This window comes from Pseudomonas gozinkensis (assembly GCF_014863585.1).
Lineage (GTDB): Bacteria > Pseudomonadota > Gammaproteobacteria > Pseudomonadales > Pseudomonadaceae > Aquipseudomonas > Aquipseudomonas gozinkensis.
The window spans coordinates 470120-483658 of the sequence record NZ_CP062253.1; the positions used below are offsets into that span (position 1 = coordinate 470120).

General features: G+C 62.0%; 11 protein-coding genes. 3 read left to right on the top strand and 8 right to left on the bottom strand.

What is annotated here, in order from left to right; all coding sequences use genetic code 11:
* Nucleotides 1-95: 95 nt before the first annotated feature.
* The 8 genes from phaZ to IHQ43_RS02120 form a co-directional block, all read right to left on the bottom strand.
* Nucleotides 96-950, bottom strand: a complete 855-nt coding sequence (phaZ, locus tag IHQ43_RS02085) for a poly(3-hydroxyalkanoate) depolymerase (protein WP_007952412.1) — start codon at nt 948-950, stop codon at nt 96-98.
* Nucleotides 951-1118: 168 nt separating this feature from the next.
* Nucleotides 1119-2798, bottom strand: coding sequence for a class II poly(R)-hydroxyalkanoic acid synthase (gene phaC, locus IHQ43_RS02090; RefSeq protein ID WP_192563207.1), 1680 nt, complete (start codon nt 2796-2798; stop codon nt 1119-1121).
* A 258-nt stretch (nt 2799-3056) separates the two neighbouring features.
* Nucleotides 3057-3434, bottom strand: coding sequence for a gamma-butyrobetaine hydroxylase family protein (locus IHQ43_RS02095; protein WP_192563208.1), 378 nt, complete (start codon nt 3432-3434; stop codon nt 3057-3059).
* 153 nt (nt 3435-3587) lie between these two features.
* Nucleotides 3588-4925 carry an ATP-dependent protease ATPase subunit HslU gene (hslU, locus tag IHQ43_RS02100; protein ID WP_192563209.1) on the bottom strand — a complete coding sequence of 446 codons (1338 nt, stop codon included), beginning with the start codon at nt 4923-4925 and terminating at the stop codon, nt 3588-3590.
* A 55-nt stretch (nt 4926-4980) separates the two neighbouring features.
* The gene (gene hslV / locus IHQ43_RS02105) at nt 4981-5511 is read right to left on the bottom strand and encodes an ATP-dependent protease subunit HslV (protein WP_003196958.1); all 531 of its coding nucleotides are present in this window, start codon (nt 5509-5511) and stop codon (nt 4981-4983) included.
* A gap of 258 nt (nt 5512-5769) precedes the next feature.
* Nucleotides 5770-6486, bottom strand: coding sequence for an SPOR domain-containing protein (locus IHQ43_RS02110; RefSeq protein WP_011332070.1), 717 nt, complete (start codon nt 6484-6486; stop codon nt 5770-5772).
* 1 nt (nt 6487) lies between these two features.
* Entirely contained in the window at nt 6488-8224 is a 1737-nt protein-coding gene (gene argS / locus IHQ43_RS02115; RefSeq protein ID WP_102718298.1) for an arginine--tRNA ligase, read from the bottom strand.
* A 209-nt stretch (nt 8225-8433) separates the two neighbouring features.
* The gene (locus IHQ43_RS02120; RefSeq protein ID WP_192563210.1) at nt 8434-10653 is read right to left on the bottom strand and encodes a primosomal protein N'; all 2220 of its coding nucleotides are present in this window, start codon (nt 10651-10653) and stop codon (nt 8434-8436) included.
* Between the two features lie 284 nt (nt 10654-10937).
* Between IHQ43_RS02120 and rpmE the strand changes: the two genes are divergently transcribed.
* The 3 genes from rpmE (at nt 10938) to IHQ43_RS02135 (ending at nt 13433) form a co-directional block, all read left to right on the top strand.
* Nucleotides 10938-11156, top strand: a complete 219-nt coding sequence (gene rpmE / locus IHQ43_RS02125; protein ID WP_007952398.1) for a 50S ribosomal protein L31 — start codon at nt 10938-10940, stop codon at nt 11154-11156.
* A 41-nt stretch (nt 11157-11197) separates the two neighbouring features.
* Nucleotides 11198-11980 (top strand): thermonuclease family protein, encoded by a 783-nt coding sequence (locus IHQ43_RS02130; RefSeq protein WP_192563211.1) that lies wholly within the window; start codon nt 11198-11200, stop codon nt 11978-11980.
* A gap of 184 nt (nt 11981-12164) precedes the next feature.
* Nucleotides 12165-13433 carry a malic enzyme-like NAD(P)-binding protein gene (locus IHQ43_RS02135; RefSeq protein ID WP_007952395.1) on the top strand — a complete coding sequence of 423 codons (1269 nt, stop codon included), beginning with the start codon at nt 12165-12167 and terminating at the stop codon, nt 13431-13433.
* Nucleotides 13434-13539 lie beyond the last annotated feature (106 nt).

Here is a 13539-nt window from a genome sequence, read left to right on the forward strand (position 1 = left end):
ATAGACGCTGTTACGGGTTGTTGCCTGCGAGGCGTCCTGCCACGCATGTTCAAAAAGCTTTGCAAGGAACTGTCCAGAAAACCGTGTCGGGCCGGTTATCCGCCCAGCGGTGTCGGGTGCGGATGCATCACCGCACGCTGACGTTCCTCCTGGAGGAATTTCATGATGATCGGCGCCACCGCCTCGGCCCGGGTAATCAGGAACAGATGCCCGTCGTCGATGATATGCAGCTGCGCGTTGGGGATTCGCCAGGCGAGCATGCGCATGTTGATCAGCGGGATCAGCGGATCGTCGTCACCGGCCAGCACCAGCGTCGGCTGGTGGATCTTGTGCAGCCAGTGAATGCTGGTCCAGCCAAGGCCCGCGAACAGCTGCCAGTAGTAGCCGAGCTTGCCCGCCGAACGCACCTTGGCCGCATGGCTGGCGGCGAGTGTCGGGTCGCGGCGGAACGAACCGCCGTAGATCATCGGGGCGATGCGGATCACATGGGACGGCTGAATGTAGCGCCGTGGACTGGCCATCATCCACAGCACTTTCGGCTTGCCCGGCACCATCACCGCACCGGCAGCGGTCGCCGCCAGCACCAGCTTCTTGCAGCGCTCGGGATAGTCGTAGGCGAACTGCTGCGCCAGCGCGCCACCCCAGGACACGCCGATCACGTTGACCTGTCCGTAGTCGAGGTAATCGAGCATCCGCGCAGTGAGTTTCGCCAGCCCAGGAAAACGATACGGCCGGCTAGGCGTCGAGGAACCACCGACACCGGGCACGTCGAAGGCGATCACTTCCAGGTCCGGATCCAGTGCCGCGACAAAAGGAAACACCAGCTCCAGGTTGGCGCCGATGCCGTTGAATATCAGCAAGGGCGTCAAGTGAGGCTTGCCGGGGCGGACCGCCGTGCGGATGGTCTGGCCATCCAGCTCGACAGTTCGAAAGATGAACGGGTGCGGCATGCTTCAAGGCCCTGTGGGTCGCAAATTCTATGTTCCACCTCGAACCCTGTGGGAGCGGGCTTGCCCGCGATGACGGTGGCAGCTTCAGCCAATATGTCGACTGATATACCGCTATCGCGGCAAGTCGAATCGTCGAACCGCCGCTCCCACAGTTACTTCAGGTGTCGGTTACCGCTCGTGAACGTAAGTGCCCGGTGAAGCTTCGCCTGCCGGATACGCCTTGTTGCCCAGTTTGGTCGGCGCCTTTTTCAGCTCGCCCGAACGCGCCGCCTGCCACGCCTGCCAGTACAGCCACCAAGAGTCGGCGTGCTTGGTCGAGTTTTCCTGCCAGTCATCGGCATTGGCGGTCATTTCATCGCTGGTCATGTAGCGCGATTTCGGGTTGCCTGGCGGGTTCAGAATGCTCTGGATATGCCCGCTGCTCGACAGCACGAACTCGACCTTGCCGCCAAACAGCTGCGCCGACTTGTAGCAGGACTTCCACGGCGTGATGTGGTCGTTGGTGCCGGCCAGCGAGAAGATGTCGGCGGTCACCTGCTTGAGGTCGATCGGCGTGCCGCACACTTCCAGTGCATCGGGGCGGGTCAGTGGGTTGTTTTTGAACATCTCGATCAGGTCGCCGTGGAACGCGGCCGGCAGTCGAGTCGTATCGTTGTTCCAGAACAGGATGTCGAACACCGGCGGCTCGTTGCCGAGCAGATAGTTGTTGACCCAGTAGTTCCAGATCAGATCATTGGGGCGCATCCAGGCGAAGACCTTGGCCATGTCTTTGCCTTCGAGCACGCCGGCCTGGTACGAATGGCGCTTGGCGGTCTCCAGGGTCTGCTCGTCGACGAAGAGCGCGACGTCGCTGTCCAGCGTTGTATCGAGCACGCTGACCAGCAGGGTCAGGGCGTTGACCTTGTTCTCGCCGATCGCCGCGTAGTGGCCGAGCAGGGCGGTGCAGGTAATGCCGCCGGAGCAGGCGCCGAGCATGTTGACGTCCTTGCTGCCGGTGATCGCGGTGACCACGTCGACGGCTTCCTTCAGGGCTTCGATGTAGGTCGAGAGGCCCCACTCGCGCTGTTCCTTGGTCGGGTTGCGCCAGCTGACGATGAAAGTCTGCACATTGTTGCGCAGGCAGAAACGCGCCAGGCTCTTGTCCGGGCTCAGGTCGAATACATAGAACTTGTTGATCTGCGGCGGCACCACCAGCAGCGGACGCTCGTGCACTTGCTCGGTGATCGGCTTGTACTGGATCAGCTCCAGCACGTCGTTGCGAAACACCACCGCGCCTTCGGTCACGCCCAGGCTCTTGCCGACCTCGAACGCGCCCATGTTGACCTGGCTCGGCATGCCGCCGTTGTGTACCAGATCCTTGGCCAGGTGCGAGAGGCCGTCGAGCAGGCTCTTGCCGCCGGTCTCGAAGAAGCGTTTGACCGCCGCCGGATTCGCCGCCGTGTTGGTCGGCGCCATGGCCTCGGTCATCAGGTTGATCACGAAGTGGCCGCGCGCGATGTCCTTGGGCGAGAGGCTGCTGTCGTCGATCCAGGCATGGAGTTCCTTGCGCCATGCCAGGTAGGTTTGCAGATAACGTTTGTACAGCGGGTTCTGACTCCACGCCGGATCGACAAAGCGACGGTCATCGCCCGCCGGTTGCAGGTCTGATTTGCCGAACAGCACGTTCTTCAGTTCGAGGCCGAACTGGGTGACGTGTTTGACACTATGGATCGGTTGTTTGATGGCCTGGGTCAGCACCATTCGAGCAGAGGCCAGCAGATCCTTTCCGCGAAGCCCAACGACAGGATTCAGCCCCAGGGTGTTCTCCGAGGCCTGGTACTTCAAATCATCGTTATTCTTGTTACTCATCTACGACGCTCCATTGTCCTGAGACGAGTACCCGGTTTTCTGCTGTGCAGTTCCACAGCCAATGCCAGGTACTACTGCTCGGGTGACCGTTGATTCTGCATAGCTGCTTTACAGTCGTAGAGCATTGCAGGGAACTTGCCAGTTCCATTGGTTACCCGAGATTGATTTTTTTCGCAAGCAGCCGATCCCGGGCCGCTTTAGCGGAGCATTCAAACAGATGAATCTAGAAAATGCCCTCTAAACAGTCCGAGGCGCGGACTAGAGCATCAGCTTGACGACGGACTGGTCCGGGTCACGGGTTTTGCCGGCGGCTTTGAGCTCGGCCAGATAATCCGCCCAGAGTGCGTCATGACGTCGCCCCAGTTCGTACAGATAATCCCAGGTGAACAGGCCGCTGTCGTGACCGTCGTCGAAGGTCAGTTTCAGTGCGTACTGACCGGCCGGTTCTACCTTGCTCAGGCCGACATGAAGCTTGCCGAATTGCAGGATCGGTTTGCCGTGGCCCTGGACCTCGGCGGAGGGGGAATGCACGCGCAGGAATTCGGCGGGCAGGGTGTACTCCTCACCCGACGCGTATTTGAGCGACAGGGTTTTCGAGGCTTTGTGCAGTTTGATGTCGGTGGGGAGTTGGGTCATGGGCTGGCGTCCGAAGTGTGGGCGACCCTTGAGCAAGTGTGGGAGCGAGCTTGCTCGCGAAAGCGGTGTGTCAGACAACATTGATGTTGACTGACACGGCCTCTTCGCGAGCAAGCTCGCTCCCACAGGGTCCGCTACTGCTGTAAGTATGGCTTACAGGATATAACGGGACAGATCTTCGTTCTGCGCCAATTCGCCCAGGTGGCTGTTGACGTACTCGGCGTCGATCAGGATCGCCTTGTCGTCGTGGGCGCTGGCCAGATCGCCGGCACTGAACGACACCTCTTCCAGCAGACGCTCGAGCAGCGTGTGCAGGCGACGGGCACCGATGTTCTCGGTCTTCTCGTTGACCTGCCAGGCGATCTCCGCCAGACGCTTGATGCCTTCCGGCTGGAACTGGATGTTCAGGCCTTCGGTTTTCAGCAGCGCGCAGTACTGCTCGGTGAGCGAAGCGTGCGGTTCGCTGAGGATGCGTTCGAAGTCCTGCGGGCTCAGGGCCTTGAGTTCGACGCGGATCGGCAGACGGCCTTGCAGCTCCGGCACCAGATCGCTCGGCTTGCTCAGGTGGAACGCACCGGAGGCGATGAACAGGATGTGGTCGGTCTTGACCATGCCCAGCTTGGTGTTGACGGTGCAGCCTTCGATCAGCGGCAGCAGGTCACGTTGCACGCCCTCGCGGGACACATCGGCGCCGCCGACATTGCCGCGCTTGGCGACCTTGTCGATCTCGTCGATGAACACGATGCCGTGCTGCTCGACCGCTTCCAGAGCCTTGGCCTTCAACTCTTCTTCGTTGACCAGGCGACCGGCTTCTTCGTCGCGTACCAGTTTCAGCGCTTCCTTGACCTTGAGCTTGCGCGACTTCTTCTTGCCCTTGCCCATGTTGGCGAACAGGGACTGCAGCTGGTTGGTCATCTCTTCCATGCCCGGGGGCGTGGCGATTTCGATGCCGGCCATCTCGGCGACTTCGATCTCGATTTCCTTGTCGTCCAGCTGACCTTCGCGCAGGCGCTTGCGGAACAGCTGGCGGGTGTTGGAGTCCTGGCTCGGCGCTTCCTCGTTGCTGAAGCCCATGCGTGCCGGTGGCAGCAGGGCGTCGAGGATACGGTCCTCGGCGGCGTCTTCGGCGCGGTGGCGAACGCGGGTCATTTCCTGCTCGCGCAGCATCTTGATCGCAGCATCGGCCAGATCACGGATGATCGATTCGACGTCACGGCCGACGTAGCCGACTTCGGTGAACTTGGTCGCTTCGACCTTGATGAACGGCGCGTTGGCGAGTTTGGCCAGGCGACGGGCGATTTCGGTTTTACCGACACCGGTCGGGCCGATCATCAGGATGTTCTTCGGGGTCACTTCAACGCGCAGCTCTTCAGGCAGCTGCATGCGGCGCCAGCGGTTGCGCAGGGCAATTGCGACGGCGCGCTTGGCATCGTCCTGGCCGATGATGTGGCGATTGAGTTCGTGGACGATTTCGCGGGGAGTCATGGACATAATAATTGACGGTCCTCAAGCAGAAACAAGCCGTGGCACAGGGGCCGCGTCAGGCTTATTCAGCGAGATCCTGCTCCTCAATGGTCTGGGTGTGGTTGGTGAATACACAGATGTCGCCGGCGATGCCGAGAGCGGTCTCGACGATTTCACGGGCCGACAGGTCGGTCTTCTTCAGCAGGGCGCTGGCGGCGGCTTGCGCATAGGCGCCACCGGAACCCATGGCGATCAGGCCGTCTTCGGGTTCGACCACGTCACCGTTGCCGGTGATGATCAGCGAGGCGTCCTTGTTGGCGACCGCGAGCATCGCTTCGAGGCGGCTCAGGGAACGGTCGGTGCGCCATTCTTTGGCGAGTTCGACGGCGGCGCGAACCAGGTGACCCTGGTGCTTTTCAAGCTGGCCTTCGAAACGTTCGAACAGGGTAAAGGCGTCGGCGGTGGCACCGGCGAAACCGGCGATGACTTCGCCGTGGTACAGGCGACGAACTTTCTTCGCGTTGCCTTTCATCACGGTGTTGCCGAGAGAAACCTGGCCGTCGCCGCCCATGACGACTTTGCCGTGGCGGCGGACTGAAACGATGGTGGTCAAGGGAAGAGTCTCCACACTGCGGGGCGAAAATGCCTTATGCCCATTCATATGGGGGTGGTGGAGAGGATTTCAACTGCGGGGCGGGAGAGGGGACGAGCGGTGCTTTGTACATGATCGTTCCTACGCAGAACGACATGATCGTTCCCACGCTCCGCGTGGGAATGCCTCAATGGACGCTCCGCGTCCCTGCGGCAAGGGACGCGGAGCGTCCCGGGCTGCGTTCCCACGCAGAGCGTGGGAACGATCAGTGGGGAGTTGTTAGCGGCTCTGGCGTTGTTGTAACAACAGGTTGCTGAAGCCGGCGCCCGCCAGTTGTTTCTGGGCGGTGGTCAGCTGTTCGCGGTTGCTGAACGGGCCGACCAGTACGCGGTACCAGGTTTCATCCTTGACCGTCCCGGATTCAACCGCGACCGCCTGGCCGAGCAGAATGATCTGCGCGCGGACCTTGTCGGCATCGGTTTCCTTGCGGAACGACCCGGCCTGCAGGAAGAACTTGGTCACCGGTGCAGCCTTGGTCACCGGCGGCGCTGGTGGCGGGGTGATCCCGGCCAGTGCAGCCTGTGCACGCGCCGTGTCGATCTTCGCCGCTTCCGCCGGGGTTACCGGCGTAGTCGGGATCGCCGGCACTTGTGGCGTCGGCAGGGTTTTCTCCGGCACGGCATCAGGCGGCACGATCACTTCCGATTCCGGCAGCAGGGTGTAGAAGTCGTACTTCGGCTTCACCGGTTGCGTCGGGCTCGGCGGAGTCTTGTTGGCCTCGGCGATCTTGGTGGCTTTCTGTTGCTGCTGTTGCTCGATCTTCTCGCGCTTGACTGTGTCGCTGCCCTTGCCCGGTTCCAGTTTCATCAGGAATACGATGAACGCGCCGACCGTCAGGCCGATGGCCATCCACAGCCAGCCCGGGATCGGTTGCTTTGCAGGAGCTTGGTAACGGCTGGCGCCACGCTTGGGTGCAGGTTTTTTCTTGGCAGCCAACTTACATGCGCTCCAGGGTTTCCAGGCCGAGCAGTTCCAGGCCTTGCTTGAGGGTACGGCCGGTCAGCGCGGCGAGGCGCAGACGGCTTTGCATTTGTGCCGGGGTGTCGGCGGCGAGGATCGGGCAGTTCTCGTAGAAGCTGGAGAACAGGCCGGCAACGTCGTACAGGTAAGTGCACAGGGTGTGTGGCGTGCCCTTTTCCGCAACGTTGTTCAGCACTTCACCGAACTGCGCCAGTTTGGCCGCCAGTTCCTGCTCGTGCGCCGCTTCGAGGACGATCTGGCCGTCGACTTCGCTGAAATCCTTGCCCAGTTTGCGGAACACGCCGGCCACGCGGGTGTAGGCGTACAGCAGGTACGGCGCGGTGTTGCCTTCGAAGTTGAGCATCAGGTCGAAGTTGAAGCTGTAGTCGCTGGTGCGGTGCTTCGACAGGTCGGCGTATTTCACCGCGCCGATGCCGACCACTTTGGCGATCGCACGCAGTTCGTCTTCGGCCAGTGTCGGGTTCTTTTCCTTCACCAGGCTGTAGGCACGTTCCTGCGCTTCGGTCAGCAGGTCGATCAGCTTCACGGTGCCGCCGTCACGGGTCTTGAACGGACGGCCATCGGCGCCGTTCATGGTGCCGAAACCCATGTGCTCCATTTCCATCGGATGGGTCACGAAACCGGCCTTGCGCGCCACGGCGAACACTTGCTGGAAGTGCAGGGCCTGACGCTGGTCGACGAAGTACAGCGCGCGATCGGCTTTCAGCTTGCCGCTGCGGTAGCGCACGGCGGCCAGGTCGGTGGTGGCATACAGGTAGCCGCCGTCAGCCTTGACGATGATCACCGGCAGTGGCTCGCCTTCGGCGTTCTTGAATTCGTCGAGGAACACACACTGGGCGCCGTTGCTTTCAACCAGCATGCCGGCGGCTTTCAGGTCGTTGACCACGTTGATCAGGTCGTCGTTGTAGGCGCTTTCGCCCATCACGTCGGCCATGGTCAGTTTGACGTTGAGCAATTCGTAGATCTTCTGGCAGTGCGACAGCGAGATGTCCTTGAACTTGGTCCACAGCGCCAGGCATTCGGCGTCGCCGGCCTGCAACTTGACCACCAGGCCACGGGCGCGGTCGGCGAATTCCGGGGATTCGTCAAAGCGCTGCTTGGCGGCACGGTAGAAGTTTTCCAGGTCCGACAGCTCGTCGCTGGTGATCGGGTTTTCCTGCAGGTAGGCCATCAGCATGCCGAACTGGGTGCCCCAATCGCCGACGTGGTTCTGACGGATCACGGTGTCGCCGAGGAATTCGAGCACCCGCGCCACGCCGTCGCCGATGATGGTCGAACGCAGGTGGCCGACGTGCATCTCTTTGGCCAGGTTCGGTGCCGACAGGTCGACGACGGTGCGTTGCGCCGGGCCAGCCTTGCGCACGCCAACGTGAGCGTCGGCCAGTGCGGCGTCGAGGCGCGAGGCCAGCGCTTGGGTGTTCTGGAAGAAGTTGATGAAGCCGGGGCCGGCGATTTCGGCCTTGGTGACGTTCTCGTCAGCCGGCAGGGCGGCGATGATTTTTTCCGCCAGATCGCGCGGCTTCATGCCCGCAGGCTTGGCCAGCATCATCGCGATGTTGCTGGCGAAGTCGCCATGGGTCTTGTCCCGGGCGTTTTCCACCTGGATCGCCGGCGTCAGGCCTTCAGGCAACACACCTTCGTTGACGAGTTGGGTGAGGGCTTGTTGGATCAGCTGGCGAATGGTGTCTTTCATGGTCTTCTCTTTCGACCGCAAGCGCGGCGGCGCATCGATGCGCGGGTGGAAAAACTGGGCATTATCCGTTGCGAAGACGGGCTTGCCAACCTTAGCAGGCAGGATGTGGATGTGTGGTGACAAATGACTGCTTTTGCGAGCAGGCTCGCTCCCACCCTGGAATACATTTCCCTGTGGGAGCGAGCTTGCTCGCGAAGGCGAGCGTCAGGTCAATACAAATCGACAGGGTCGACATCCAGCGACCAGCGCACCGCCCGGCCGCTTGGCATCTGTTCCAGCACCAGCAACCAGCTCGCCAGCAAGCGGTGCAGCGGCGCCCGGGCCGTGGCCTGCAAAAGCAGCTGCGCGCGAAAGCGTCCGGCCCGACGTTCCATCGGTGCCGGTACGGGTCCCAGCAGTTCAATGCCGGTCAGGTTCTGCTCGGCCAGCAAGCGCTCGGCCTCGCTGCAGGCTTCATCGAGAAAACCTTCGGCCTGCCCCGGCTTGTGCGCTTCGGCGCGCAACAGCGCCAGATGCGAGAACGGCGGCAGCCCCGCAGCGCGGCGTTCGCTGAGGGCCTGTTCGGCGAAGGCGAAGTAACCCTGCTCGGTCAGTTGCACCAATAAAGGATGGTCGGCCAGATGCGTCTGGATGATCACCTTGCCCGGCTCTTCCGCCCGCCCGGCGCGCCCGGCGACCTGCACGATCAGTTGTGCCATACGCTCGCTGGCGCGGAAGTCGCCGGAAAACAGCCCGCCGTCGGCATCGAGGATCGACACCAGCGTCACCCGAGGGAAGTGGTGCCCCTTGGCCAACATCTGGGTGCCGACCAGAATGCACGGCTGGCCTTTCTGGATCGTGGCGAACAACTGGTTCATCGCGTCCTTGCGCGACGTGCTGTCGCGGTCGACGCGCAGCACCGGGTAATCCGGGAACAGAATCGCCAGCCGTTCCTCGGCCCGCTCGGTGCCGGCGCCCACGGGTCGCAGATCGACCTTGTTGCACTTCGGGCACTGGCGCGGCACGCGCTCGACGTAGCCGCAGTGGTGGCAGCGCAATTCGCCGTAGCGCTGGTGCACGGTCATCCGCGCATCGCAGCGCTGGCATTCGGACATCCAGCCGCAGTCATGGCACAGGAGTGTCGGAGCAAAACCCCGGCGGTTAAGGAACACCAGCACCTGCTGGCCGGCGGCGAGGGTCTGGCCGATGGCTTGCTGCATCGGCCCGGAAATGCCGCTGTCCAGTGGACGACTTTTTACATCCAGGCGCAGGAAACGTGGCTGTTTGGCGCCGCCGGCCCGCTCGTTCAGGCGTAGGAGTCCGTAGCGGCCGGTGTAGGCGTTGTGCAGGCTTTCCAGCGATGGCGTCGCGGAACCGAGCACGATCGGGATGTTTTCCTGCCGCGCGCGTACCAGCGCCAGATCCCGCGCGTGGTAGCGCAGGCCTTCCTGCTGTTTATAGGAGCCGTCGTGTTCTTCGTCGATGATGATCAGCCCCGGATTCTTCATCGGGGTGAACAGCGCCGAACGGGTACCGATAATAATGTCGGCTTCTCCGTCACGGGCGGCGAGCCAGGCATCCAGACGATCACGATCGTTGACCGCCGAGTGCAGCAGGGCGATGCGTGCATTGAAGCGTTGTTCGAAGCGGGCGAGGGTCTGCGGGCCGAGGTTGATCTCCGGAATCAGCACCAGCGCCTGCTTGCCGGCCTCGAGGGTTTCGCGGATCAACTGCAAATAGACTTCGGTCTTGCCGCTGCCGGTGACACCGGCGAGCAGGAACGCGTGATAACTGTCGAACCCGGCGCGAATCGCCTCGTACGCGGCGCGCTGTTCGCTGTTGAGCGGCAGCTCCGGTTGGGCCAGCCAATGTTCGTGGCGCGCGCCGGGGGCGTGGCGGCGCACTTCGACTTGCACCAGATCCTTGGCCAGCAGCAGATCGAGGCTGTCCTTGCTCAGCATCAGTTTGCTCAGCAACTGATGGGCGACGCCGTGGGGATGCTGGGCCAGTGTTGCCAGGGCTTCACGCTGGCGCGGGGCGCGGGCGATGCGCGGGTCATCGAGGCTGGCGCCGGGAGCAGCGGACCAGAAGCGTTCCTGCCGAACCTCGGCCAGTTCGCCTTGGCGCAACAGCACCGGCAATGCCCAGCTCAGGGTGTCGCCGAGGCTGTGCTGATAATACTGAGCCGTCCACAGGCACAGCTTGAACAGCGCCGGCGGCAGCGGCGCGGTGGCGTCGAGCAGGGCCAGTGCCGGTTTGAGCTTTTCCACCGGTACTTCGCTGGTGTCTGTGACTTCCACCAGAATCCCGATCATCTCCCGCCGGCCGAACGGCACCCGCAGGCGCATGCCCGGTTGCAACTGCGAACGCAGCACGCCGGCCGGGGCCCGATAGTCGAACAGGCGGCGCAGGGGCGAAGGCAGGGCGAGGCGCAGAATGGCGTCGGGCACGCGGGGGATTCTCGATAGCAACGATAAAAGGGATTGGTATTCAATCTGTGGGAGCGAGCTTGCTCGCGAAAACGGTGTGTCAGGCGGCTGATATGTTGCTGATAGATCGCCTTCGCGAGCAAGCTCGCTCCCACAGGGAACGCGCAATGGGCCGGGAGCCTAGCAGACGGTCGGTCTCAGTGACAGCTTGCGTGATCGGGATTGTCTGGTAGAATCCGCGGCCTAATTACGTGCGGTATTCAACAATCGTGTTGGATGGCGGCACGCCAGCTGAGGAAAACACCATGAAAGCCGATATCCACCCGAATTACCCAGAAGTTGCAGTAACTTGCAGCTGCGGCAACAAGTTCGAAACCCGTTCGACCTTCGGCAAAGCCCTGGCGATCGACGTTTGCAACGAGTGCCACCCGTTCTACACCGGTAAGCAGAAGACTCTGGACACCGGTGGTCGCGTTCAGAAGTTCGCCGACCGTTTCGGTGCTTTCGGCGCGAAAAAGGCCTAAGGCCCTTCATTCTGGAAAACCTCAGCGGCTTTTCCGGTCTGATGAAAAAGGCGTCCCTTGCGGGCGCCTTTTTTGTGTCCGCGATTTGGCTTTCCGCCGCCCAGGCCTTCTGCCCGGCGCCGTCCGGGCTGGACAGCGTCACGGTGCAGCGGGTGGTCGACGGCGACACTCTGCGCCTGAATGACGGGCGCAATGTGCGGATGATCGGCCTCAATACGCCCGAACTCGGCAAGCAGGGTCGCAGTGACGAGCCGTTCGCGGTGGCGGCGCGCAAGCGCCTTGAAGTCCTGGTCGCCGAGAGCGACGGGCGGGTTGGCCTGCGACTCGGCTCCGAGTCCAAGGACCGTTACGGCCGAACCCTGGCCCATGTTTTCAGCGCCAGGGGTGAGAACCTCGAAGCGCAGATGCTCGCCGATGGCCTCGGTTTCCAGGTCGCGGTGGCGCCAAATGTCGATCTTGTCGATTGCCAGCAAGCCGCCGAAAGCCATGCGCGACAGGCCGGGCTCGGCCTTTGGAAGCGCTCGCCTGTACTGAAAGCAGAGCAGATCGAGCGCTCGGGTTTCGCCCTGGTCAGCGGTCGTGTGAGCAAGGTTCAGCGCAATCGCGGCGGAATCTGGATCGAGTTGCAGGACAAGCTTGTACTGCGCGTTGCACCCAATTTGCTGGATCGCTTCGATGGCGCCTCTCTGCTGGCGTTGAAGGGCAAGCAGATCGAGGCTCGTGGCTGGGTGGTCGACCGTTCCCGGCGCGGTGGACTGAAATCAGGTCAGGCGCGCTGGCTGTTGCCGCTGACCGATCCTGCGATGCTCCAGCCGTCCCGCTGAAGAAAAAGTTGTAGACATTTTTTCTGTCGATTGTGAACAGTCCAGGCCTTGTGCGCCGTGGCTCTTGGCCCAAAGTCTTAGGGCAGGGCGCTTGACAGGGGTGACCGGGCAGTCTTGTGGGGACTTTGCGAGGCGCGTATCCTCGCTGACCAGTCTGTCCAACAGTAAAAAGCGGAATGCCAAAATGTCTGATCTGAAAACTGCCGCTCTCGAATATCATGCCAATCCTCGTCCAGGAAAGCTGAGTGTCGAGCTCACCAAGGCCACTGCTACCGCCCGCGACCTGTCGCTGGCCTACAGCCCCGGCGTAGCTGAACCAGTGCGCGAGATCGCCCGCGATCCTGAACTGGCCTACAAGTACACCGGCAAGGGCAACCTGGTTGCAGTCATTTCCGATGGCACCGCGATTCTGGGTCTGGGTAACCTCGGCCCACTGGCTTCCAAGCCAGTGATGGAAGGTAAAGGCGTGCTGTTCAAGCGCTTCGCCGGCATCGACGTCTTCGACATCGAAGTCGACTCCGAAAGCCCGCAAGCCTTCATCGACACCGTAAAACGCATCTCCATCACCTTCGGTGGCATCAACCTGGAAGACATCAAGGCACCTGAGTGCTTTGAGATCGAACGCGCTCTGATCGAGCAGTGCGACATTCCGGTCTTCCACGATGACCAGCACGGCACCGCGATCGTGACCGCTGCGGGCATGATCAACGCCCTGGAAATCGCTGGCAAAACCCTGGCCGACGCCAAGATCGTCTGCCTGGGCGCTGGTGCAGCCGCCATCTCCTGCATGAAGTTGCTGGTGAGCATGGGCGCCAAGGTCGAGAACATCTTCATGGTTGACCGTACTGGCGTGATCCACGCTGGCCGTGACGACCTGAACCAGTACAAGGCTGTGTTCGCTCACCCTACCGAGAAGCGCACCCTGGATGACGCCATCGAAGGCGCTGACGTATTCGTCGGCCTGTCGGGCCCGAACCTGCTGAGCGCCGAGCAACTCAAGCGCATGGCGGCCAACCCGATCGTCTTCGCCTGCTCCAACCCGGATCCGGAAATCTCCCCGGAACTGGCTCACGCCACCCGTAACGACGTGATCATGGCCACCGGCCGTTCGGACTACCCGAACCAGGTCAACAACGTACTGGGCTTCCCGTTCATCTTCCGTGGTGCCCTGGACGTTCGCGCCAAGCGCATCAACGAAGAAATGAAGATCGCTGCCGCCAACGCCCTGCGCGAACTGGCCAAGCTGCCGGTCCCACAGGAAGTGTGCGACGCCTACGGCGGTATCTCCCTGGAATTCGGCCGTGAGTACATCATTCCGAAGCCAATGGACAAGCGCCTGATCACCGTGATCTCCGACGCCGTGGCCAAGGCTGCGATCGAGACCGGTGTGGCGACCCTGCCGTATCCGAAGAACTACCCGCTGAAAAGCGTGGATGACGTGTTCAACGGCTAAGTCGTTGTAGCGCTTCAACCGAAAGCCCCGGCTCGTGAGAGTCGGGGCTTTTTTTGTGTCTGTTGATTTTGGGGTGATCTTAAGGGCCTCTTCGCGGGCAAGCCCG

Bases quoted from the DNA above. Each gene is read 5' to 3' on its own strand.
- IHQ43_RS02130 (WP_192563211.1), top strand. From the start codon at position 11,198: ATGAAAAAGGCGTCCCTTGCGGGCGCCTTTTTTGTGTCCGCGATTTGG.
- rpmE (WP_007952398.1), top strand. From the start codon at position 10,938: ATGAAAGCCGATATCCACCCGAATTACCCAGAAGTTGCAGTAACTTGC.
- IHQ43_RS02135 (WP_007952395.1), top strand. From the start codon at position 12,165: ATGTCTGATCTGAAAACTGCCGCTCTCGAATATCATGCCAATCCTCGT.
- hslU (WP_192563209.1), bottom strand. From the start codon at position 4,925: ATGTCCATGACTCCCCGCGAAATCGTCCACGAACTCAATCGCCACATC.
- phaZ (WP_007952412.1), bottom strand. From the start codon at position 950: ATGCCGCACCCGTTCATCTTTCGAACTGTCGAGCTGGATGGCCAGACC.
- IHQ43_RS02095 (WP_192563208.1), bottom strand. From the start codon at position 3,434: ATGACCCAACTCCCCACCGACATCAAACTGCACAAAGCCTCGAAAACC.
- phaC (WP_192563207.1), bottom strand. From the start codon at position 2,798: ATGAGTAACAAGAATAACGATGATTTGAAGTACCAGGCCTCGGAGAAC.
- argS (WP_102718298.1), bottom strand. From the start codon at position 8,224: ATGAAAGACACCATTCGCCAGCTGATCCAACAAGCCCTCACCCAACTC.